A 9731-nucleotide genomic window follows, 5' to 3' on the forward strand; every position below is an offset into this window, starting at 1 on the left:
CGATGTTGAAAAATACCCTCAATCTCTCATTCAATTAATAAAAGAACTTGGGCGTAAATAAAGTAGAAAATTTATACAGATTTAGTCATAGAACTCAATTTTAAAATACAATTTTTACGATAATTTATATTGATTAAGTTTTATGAGGAACAAAAGCAAACGTTTGCTTTTTTTTGCACAAGAAGTAAGCAAAAGTGCGGTGAGTTTTAGGGGAGTTTTTATTGGGAAAAAGCCAATATATTTATCAAAAAACAAAGGCCACAACGTGCGGCCAATTTTTTAGAATTCTTTTGAAATTAAACTTTATGCTAATTGCAAATCAAGTGTGAAATCAATATCAATGGAACGATAAGTTGGCATTAAATAAAAACGCATTGGGGCAATAAACAAAAAAACCGCCCCAAAGGAGCGGTTTTATTTATAAGAGTGCGGTGAAATTACCAGAAGTATCCGACTGCTGCACCACCTGTCACTTCACCTTGAGTGTTAGCACCCATTGAGAAGCGAACACCGTATTTACCGTTATCAGAAATACGTGAGTAACCCACTGCTACCGCAGATTGGTTTTTGTGTTGACCAATACCCGCAGTTGCCACAGATTGACCCGGTTTATGCGGTTGTAACAAGTTTGCCATCGCTGCAGAAGTCGCCATGCCCGCATTCATACGGTTGCCTAATTTATTAATTTGGCCCTGTAACTTATTACCCATCGCATATAACTGGCTACCATTTACCGCATCTTTTGAAGTTGCTGAAATTTCACCTGGTGCTACGCCTGTAATCTTAGTCGGTGCTCCTGTCGCTGTACCAACATTGATATTTCCACCATTGTTAGTAATCTTAGGACCATTATCACCAAATTGAACACTGTCAAAGGTTACATTAGAAGCAGTTGCGTAAGTCACTTTACCGTTAGACTCTTGTTTCACGGTCATATTTTTACCTGCAACCATTTCAACTTTTTTACCTGGATTGATCATTTCTGGCGTACCTGAAATTTTCTCACCACCATTTGCTGAAGTGGTTAATGTAAAACCTGACTTGTTGATTGCATTTGCTACATCTTGTGCAGTCGCCACTTTATTTGCAACATTTGCAATATTATTTGCCGCATCTGCAACTGCTTGTTCAGCAGCCTTACGTACCGCAGCTGGTGCAGTAGCTGGCAAGTTATTTAATGTATTTGTCGCATCTTCTAATGCTTTAGTCATTTCTGGTGTCACAACTGGGCCTTGAACGCTACCATCAGCATTATTGGTGATGCTACCTGTATCAATGTCAAACTTCACGTTGCTTGTTGTGCCATCTTCTTCAGTTTTTACAACAGCTTTAGTGCCTTTGCCATCTACAAAGTTTACAGTGTCATAAGGTTTTACAAAATCCTTCGCTTTACCATTGTTTTGTAGGTTCCAACCTGCATTCAACACATCAGATACGGTTGCTGCATTATTGCCTACATTTTTTGCAATATCTGCTGCTTTTGCCGCATCAATTGGAGCAGACTTATTGTCTTTACCTGCAATAGGGTTACCATCAACATCTTTAGCGTTCTTATCTGCATCATTTACAGATGGAAGATTAGATTTCACATTACCTAATGTCGTTGGTGCACCAATTTCATTCGGTTTTGCCGCTGGATTAACCATATTAGTAGTTAAGTCCGCAGGTGCAACTTCTGTTGTAGTCGGGTTACCTTTGTCGTCAACGGTAAAGTATTTGTCGCCCACTTTAGTTACCGGCGTATCCTTTCCATTGACTTTGGCGGTATATTGGACAGGCAAACCGGTCACATCGACTTTTACTGTCGTTGTGGTTACTTTATTGCCATCTTTATCAACAGACTCTTTCGTCGCCAACTTAACTTTCGTGTTGTTGCCGTCTGCAAAACGAAGTTCGTCGTCAGGGTTGACTTTCTCATCTTCGTCTTTGAAGTCTGCCGCAGATAGAGCATCTTTCTGTTTGCCAACCACAAAGCCTGATTTTTGAATCGCAGCAGCTACCTTATTACCTGTTACGTAACCGTCACCCGCATTAGTCGGGGTCGTACCCGCGTCAGGAGTTACCGGTTTTTTATCGGCTTTTGGCTTACCAGTTTTCGGATCAATATCTGCGGTATTGTAATATTGGTCTCCTACTTTGGTTACCGGAGTATCCGTTCCATTGACTTTAGCAGTAAATTGATTTGGTTTAACTACTTCACCATCTTTAACTGCGATAGTAATTTCACGAACGCCCTTATCATTAGTTTTACCCGTTACAGAAATACCGTTTTCGCCTTTAAAGTCTACTTTATTAGCATTCTTCACAGTATCTACATAACCATTTTCAGGAGCACCAACAACCCAGCCCATATTCGCTAAATCACGAACAGTTGCTGCAGAGTTTAATACATTATCAGGTAATGGTGTTACCTTACCATTTTCATCTGGTTTCGTTCCTAAATTTACTAACTTAGGTTGTTTATCTTGAGCTGTTGGTGTTCCATTAGTATTAGTAGGAATACTTTCATTACTCAATACAGAACCAACACCAGTAATTTGTGTAGGTTTACCATCTGTAGACGTAACATTTAACGCAGTTGTTGGCGCTTTACCATCCTGATTATTATCAGCTGGTATCGCTTTTTCTGTTGCTAATTTAACTGGTGATACATTACTTGTAACGACATCCTTTTCAGGAACTTCGTTACCATCTGGATCCGTATATTTACCATCTTTAGTTTTAGTTAATGGTTTCCCATCTTTATTTGTATAAACTTCAGCTGGTTTACCAACAGTTACAGTATTAAACTCAACATCGTCTTTAGTTGCATAAGTTACTTTACCATCAGCATCTTGTTTCACAGACATATTTTTGCCAGCAACCATTTCAACAGTTGCACCCGGATTGATTAATTCGCCATCATTCTTAGTACCTTTAGCTTTTTCACCGTTACTATTTTTATCAGCAGAAGTCTTTAAGTTAAAACCAGATTTATTAATCATATCTGCGACATTACCTGCAGTTACTAATTTTTTAGCATTATCACCTTCAGGATTTGTAACCTTGCCGCCCGTAGATGTTAAAGTTTCAGTTTCTGGTTCTGGTTGTTTTACATCTACTGTAATAGTGCGAATACCATTTACAGTTTTACCTGATACCGTTGCAGCACCAGTACCAATGAATTTTACTTCATTCGCATTTTTTACTGTATCTTTGTATTCTGCACTTAAAGCACCAGTTGTTTTATCGGAAGATACAAGCCAACCCATGTTTGCCAAATCACGAACAGTTGCTGCAGAATTTAATACATTATCAGGTAGAGCTTTCTCACCTGGCTTAGTTCCTAAATTCACCAAGTTAGGTTGCTCAGTTACCGGGGTACCTGGAGTTGTTGTTACTGGCTTAGCATCTAATGCAGATTTAACTCCAGTAATTTTTTTATTACCTAAATCTACACCCTCAGGATTAAAAGTCATAGTGGTTCCGTTACCACCAATACTTGTAATATCCGTTAGCTCAGGGTTTAAAGAATAAGTAAAGTTTTTACCATCTTGTTTTAACTTGATGTTTTTACCTGCTTTGAACGTTACTGTATTACCAGCTTTCACGCTCTCAATGCTTGTCTTGTTATCCTCAGTAAATTTACCGCCATCTTCATCGCCAGTTACTTTCCAGAATGCATTGTTAATTGCATTAGCAACATCCCCTACGCTCGCGACTTTCTTGTTATCGCCTTCCTTAGGTGCAACTTGACCAGAAGTATCATCTTTCGCTGGTGATACTGGTTCTGCAAATTCACCAGTATTTACTTTAATGCCATCTTTACCAACAGTAATACTATCGTCAGCTGCTTTAACGTCATATTTAATATGGCTTACTTTACCATCAGTATCTGTAGTGACATTAACGCTAGTGCCTTTACCATCAATAAAATCAACAGTGTCATAAGGTTTAACAAAATCACGTACTTCACTTTTTTCTGTTAAATTCCAACCAGCATTCAATACATCGCCTACAGTTGCCGCATTTGAGGTATTAGGCGCATCAGCTCCCTCTGGTAATGTACCTGAGGTTGTAGGGGCGGTAGAGCCATTTTTTGCACCAGGCAAGTTACCAGCGATATTAGCCAATACCATAGGCGTTGTCGTATTATTACCAGCATTATTCATTGAGGCAATTACATCATCATTTGGCACGTTTTGATCTACATTTTTTGGTTGACCTTTATCATCCAAATCAGTTGTTTTATAGAAGTTATTGCCAACTTTAACCAACTTGTCACCAGCTTTATTGGTATAAACCACAGGCTCTTGTTTATTTTCAACACGATCCATCAATGCATATAACTGAGAACCATTGATTGCATCTGTAGAAGTTGGGGTAACAGCACCTGCAGCTAAGTTTTTAATTTGGCGCTAATACTTACATAGTGACCAGCATCAGCAGGTTTCCCAACAAAACCAGAATAAGTAAAGTTAGGACCAGCAATAGTACGAACTGTTGCATCATTTACAGTTTGAACTGCATGAGATGCACCTGTTGTTCCAACAACTTCTGTTGAGTTCGCGCCCAGTACAACTGAATTTTCTGTTGTTAATTTAGTAATATTCGCACCTAATGCTACAGAATTCTCACCGCTTACATTTGAGCTAGTACCGACTGAAATAGCATTTTCTGCTGTTGCTGTTGCTTGTTTACCCTGTGCAATAGATGCCTTAGCGGTAGAGTTCGCTCTATCGCCGATAGCTAATGCACTTTCATTTGTTGCGGTTGTGGAATTACCAATTGCAATAGCAGATGTCGTGGCAGTTGTACCTGAAGCTAAGAATGTTATCTCTCTTTCTAATCTCGCTATTTCAAAATTAAGACGGTCTAAAGCAGCCTGAGCACTTGCCACTTGAAATTTATTTTCTGTATTAGGCAAAGCCTGCATTTTTTCTTTAGCAGCTTCTAAACGAGTCACTGCCGTTCCTAAAAATTTATCCCCTTTAAGGGTTGTAAGCTTACTCTGTAAAGTCTTAATTTGTGCCTCAGTATGTCCACCCGCTACTGAATTTTCACCAATTGCGATAGAGTTCTCACCAATAGATGTTGAACTATGCCCCATAGCCATAGCAGAGCGACTACCATTTCTAGAAACAATTGAACCTTCACCAATTGCTACGCCATATTGACCACCAGCTGCAGCTTTATAGCCGACAGATACAGCACCAAAACTACTAGAGCCGAAAGAATAAACCTTTCCACCATTACCTGGCTCCGCGACCTCTCGATCGTAAAATAAATCAGATGCACCAGATAAAACCCCAATATTCACTGACCTATCTCTAGTTCCCCCAGAACCTGCACCAATAGAAACTACACTATTAGTATTTCCTCCGGCAGAACTAAACTGACCTACTGCAACCCCACCAGCCATCGGCTCCTCCCATGGCTGGAATGAGCCGACATCTGAACGAGCTCCCACACCAATCGAGACTGATGAAGATGAAACATGTGCGCCATATCCCATAGCGGTACTCATCGAGTCATTTCCCGAACCGCCAAAACGAATTCGGTTACCAATAATGGTGTCAGCTGCCCTACCAGAATTTAGTGCAGTCATATCGTTACCAATGATAATCTCCTCATCGTCAACTTGCTTAAAACCAGGGGCATTTGGTGCCGCCTTACTCTGAGCCTTAGTGTTATTACCAATGATAATCATATTCTTAGGAACTACCGGTAGATCACGGGTAATGTTATCTACATTACCAATCAGAATATTACTATCTTTCGAAGTTGCTGTTGCCGTAATAGTAGTATATGCAGCCAGCACATCCATAGAAACAGCACTTCCCACAACTAATGAAAGTGCGGCTAATTTTGAAATTGTTTTTGATTTAGTTTTGCCTTTTGCTGAAGCAAGCTCAGAAACAGCAACCCAAGACTGAGTCGCGTGATTCCAGATTACACGGAAAATTCGATTCATAGATGTATGTCCTATTGAAAGTTAAAAATTATAAAAAATTAAAGCGACTTACTCTTTTTCATAAACCGCCCTAAATGTGAAAAATGCTGCGGGATAGTAACAGCGAAAAACTATAAGTCAAGAAATTTAGTCTGAAATTTACACAAATTTACATATGTAAACGTTTCCTTTCAATAAACTCACTATTGCAATTAAACTGTCTGCCTAATAAACCTATCATAATGCCAAATTAATATAAAAAATAAGCCTCCGCATATACGGAGGCTTTAAATCAAACATAGTGTAAAATCGAATTACCAGAAATAAGATACGCCAGCACCTGTGCTTACTTGGCCTTGTGTATCTGCACCCATGGATAATTTTATACCATATTTACCATTATCAGAAATACGAGAATAACCTACAGCTAATGCAGCCTCTCCACGATGCTGCCCCACTGCAGCCATCGCAGCAGACTGTCCTGGTTTATGAGGTTGCATCAAGTTAGCAGCAGCCATCGCACCAGCTACACCTGCATTCATACGTTTGCCTAATTTATTCACTTGGCCTTGTAAGTGGTTAATACGGTTGCCCATTCCTTTTGCCACACTATATAACTGACTTCCGTTAATAGCATCAGTAGAAGTTGATGAAATTTCACCCGCTGCTACATTTTGGATACGACGTTCATCCCCTGAAGCGCCAACTGAAACAACACCATTTGCCTTCGCTCCTTGGAAACCACCGTAAGTCATATTACCTACCGTTGCGGTGGTTACCGTACCTACAGAACCCGCTGTAGTGCTTGTGCCCTTCGTCCCATCTTGTTTAATGTTATATAAACTTGCGGTACGGCTTCCATCTCCAGCAGTTGCGGTTGATTTAGCCCCTAAGATAACTGAATTTTCCACAGTGTGCTTCACTTCATTACCTAACACAAACGTATCATTGGTTGAAACGGTATTATTGTTACCCACAGAATAGCTGCCTTGACCACTGACTGTGCTTGGGTCACCAAATGCACCAGAATTATTACCTGTTACACGGTTGCCTGTACCAATACTGATTGAATCATTACCCGTTACAACAGAATTAAAACCTATTGCTACTGCATTTGTTCCATCTGCTTTTGAGCGTGAACCAATTGCTGTGGCAAATTTACCACTGGCACTTGAATCAAAGGTATTCTCAGTTTCCACTTTAGGACGATCTATGCCATCGTTAGAGTGGAAGAATTTGATACCTTGCTCATTCATATTGTGAACAGCCTCAACAACTGAGTTAGTGATAATTTCTTTCTGACCTTGTACATTATAGGTTTTTAAGATTGGTGTACCATTCTCATCAACAATCACGTTGTTGTAAGTATTGCCTGCAGCATCAGTAATATTTTTTACATTTGGTACGTTTCCACGACTCAATGCATAAATTTGGGCGCCATTTACCGCATCTGTACTTGTTGGAGAAATATCACCCGCTTTAACACCCGTAATTTTTGTTGGATTACCGTCTTTATCACCAATATTGATGTTATCACCTGCAGCATTAATCTTCGGACCATTATCACCGAATTGAACGCTACTAAAGTTTACTTCATCCGCGGTTGCATAAGTGACTTTACCTTCAGCGTCTTGTTTCACAGTCATATTTTTGCCTGCTGCAAGATCAACTTTCTTACCTGGATTGATAATTTCATCATCACCAGAAAGTTTCTTACCACCATTTTCTGAAGTTGTTAAAGTAAAGCCTGACTTATTGATTGCATCCGCAACGCCTTGAGCGGTTGCAATTTGGTTACCAGCATTATTGATATTAGCCTGTGCAGCATCAATCTTATCTTGAGCAGCCTTCTTCGCTTCAGGCGTGTTTGCATCTGCTAATGCTTTTTTGGCATCATCTAAGGCTTTCTTCATTTCAGGCGTAACTGGGCCTGAAACAGAACCATCTTTATTACTTGTAACCGTGCCAGTATCAACATCAAATTTCACGGTTGTGGTCGTAACCTTATTGCCTTCCCTATCAACAGTGTCTTTCGTTGCCAACTTAACTTTTGTATTTTTACCGTCTGCAAAACGAAGTTCATCATTAGGATTCACTTTTTCATCTTCATTTTTAAAGTCTGCATCCAATAATGTCTCTGTTTGCTTACCAACAACAAAACCAGATTTTTGAATCGCTGTAGCAACTTTATTACCTGTTACATAGCCATCACCTGCATTAGCAATTGGTGTAGTGCCTTCATCTGGCGTTACTGGTGATACTTTCTCATCAACGGGCTTACCTGTTTTAGGATCGATATCAGAGGTTTTATAGTACTTATCTCCCACTTTAGTTACTGGGGTACTTTCACCATTTACGACTGCAGTAAGATCACCGTCTTTTACGACTTCACCCTCTTTAACAGCAATAGTAATTTCGCGGATACCATTTACAGTTTTACCCGTTACAGAAACGCCAGAACCAGCTTTGAAGTCTACTTTATTCGCGTTCTTTACTGTATCCACGTAACCATTTTCAGGTGCGCCGACAATCCAGCCCATGTTTTGTAAATCACCTACAGTTGCAACTGCATTTGGCGTAGTGGCATTTGCCAAATCAACTAGATTTGATTCAGGTTTAGCCCCATCCTTACCATTTGGCGCAGTTGTTACTGGTGCTTTATTTAATGATGAAGCCACACCTGTAATTTGTGTAGGTTTTCCATCAGCAGAACTTACATTTAACGCAGTTGTTGGATTATTGTCTCCATTATTACTCGCCGGTTTAGCCTTTTCTGTTTTGAACTCAACTGGAGATTTACCATCCTCTTTGCCGCCAACTTTTACTGTATTAAATTCAACATCGTCTTTAGTTGCAAATGTAAACTTACCATCAGCTTGAGTAAGCTTGATATTTTTATCTGCTTCAAATGTCACAGTATCGCCAGCTTTCACTGGTTGTACTTTAGTACCAGATACCTCCCCATTTATAGTTTTTGCAGAAGTTGCATTCCAGAATGCACTATTAATAGCTGTCGCCACATCATTTGCTGTCGCAAAACTATCCCCTGCATTACCGGCTGATACCGTACCTTTATCAGCATCTGCAGTAAGGGTCGTTTTTTTCACATCAAATTTAACCGCACTTACAGCACCGTTTTCAGTGACTGTTACATTCGCAGTGGTACCAGTACCATTAACAAATTTCACTGTGTCATAAGCTTTAACAAAATCTTTGTCTGTATTATTTTCTTTTAAATTCCAACCGGCATTTAAAATATCGTTTACAGACGCAGCTTTTGTTCCATCCACTTTGGTTGGTGCTGCTTGATTGGTTGTTGGTGCAGCTGCATCATTTTTTGTTACTGGCAATGTACTAGCTAAACCAGTGATGCTGTTAATGCCTGTTAAATCAGAATCTAATCCATAAGTGAATACCTTACCTTTACGTTGTAAACGTAAGTTTTTACCTGCATCTAGCGTTAATATGCCGTCTGCACCAATAGTTTCAGCGGTATCATCGTCATCAATCGTATCTTCAGTCAAGGCGATTCCAGAATTATTAGCCTTCGCTTTCCAAGTTACCTGATCTTTGATTTGTTTTTTACCAGCATCGGTAATATTGCTTAAATTCTTATCCGCTGCATTATCAATTTTATCTTTGGTAGTATCATCCAATTTAACGGTTACATCCTTACCACTTGCGGTTGTGGTTAAGCCATTTTCACCTTTGATATTAAATTGTAAGCCACCATCTTTATCTAATTGCTGCTCCTCTGTCTCTCCAGAATTTCCAGCTAACTTAATTTTATTGGTTGCTA

General features: G+C 39.6%; 3 protein-coding genes and 2 pseudogenes. All 5 read right to left on the reverse strand.

Annotation, left to right across the window (positions count from 1 at the left end; genetic code table 11):
* Positions 1–303: 303 nt before the first annotated feature.
* A pseudogene (locus LIX50_RS03575) lies at positions 304–387 on the reverse strand (acylneuraminate cytidylyltransferase); the annotation flags it as partial.
* Between the two features lie 50 nt (positions 388–437).
* Positions 438–4316 carry a YadA-like family protein gene (locus tag LIX50_RS03580; RefSeq protein WP_264177120.1) on the reverse strand — a complete coding sequence of 1293 codons (3879 nt, stop codon included), beginning with the start codon at positions 4314–4316 and terminating at the stop codon, positions 438–440.
* A gap of 12 nt (positions 4317–4328) precedes the next feature.
* Positions 4329–4391: pseudogene (locus tag LIX50_RS09590) on the reverse strand (hypothetical protein); the annotation flags it as partial.
* Positions 4379–5953 carry an ESPR-type extended signal peptide-containing protein gene (locus LIX50_RS03585; RefSeq protein WP_226385889.1) on the reverse strand — a complete coding sequence of 525 codons (1575 nt, stop codon included), beginning with the start codon at positions 5951–5953 and terminating at the stop codon, positions 4379–4381. The gene LIX50_RS03585 and the pseudogene LIX50_RS09590, both read right to left, overlap by 13 nt.
* 293 nt (positions 5954–6246) lie before the next feature.
* On the reverse strand, positions 6247–9731 hold a 3485-nt coding region (locus LIX50_RS03590), incomplete at its 5' end, for a YadA family autotransporter adhesin (protein ID WP_226385890.1).

The organism is Haemophilus sp. Marseille-P9675 (genome assembly GCF_916862695.1).
GTDB classification, from domain to species: Bacteria; Pseudomonadota; Gammaproteobacteria; order Enterobacterales; family Pasteurellaceae; genus Haemophilus; species Haemophilus haemolyticus_K.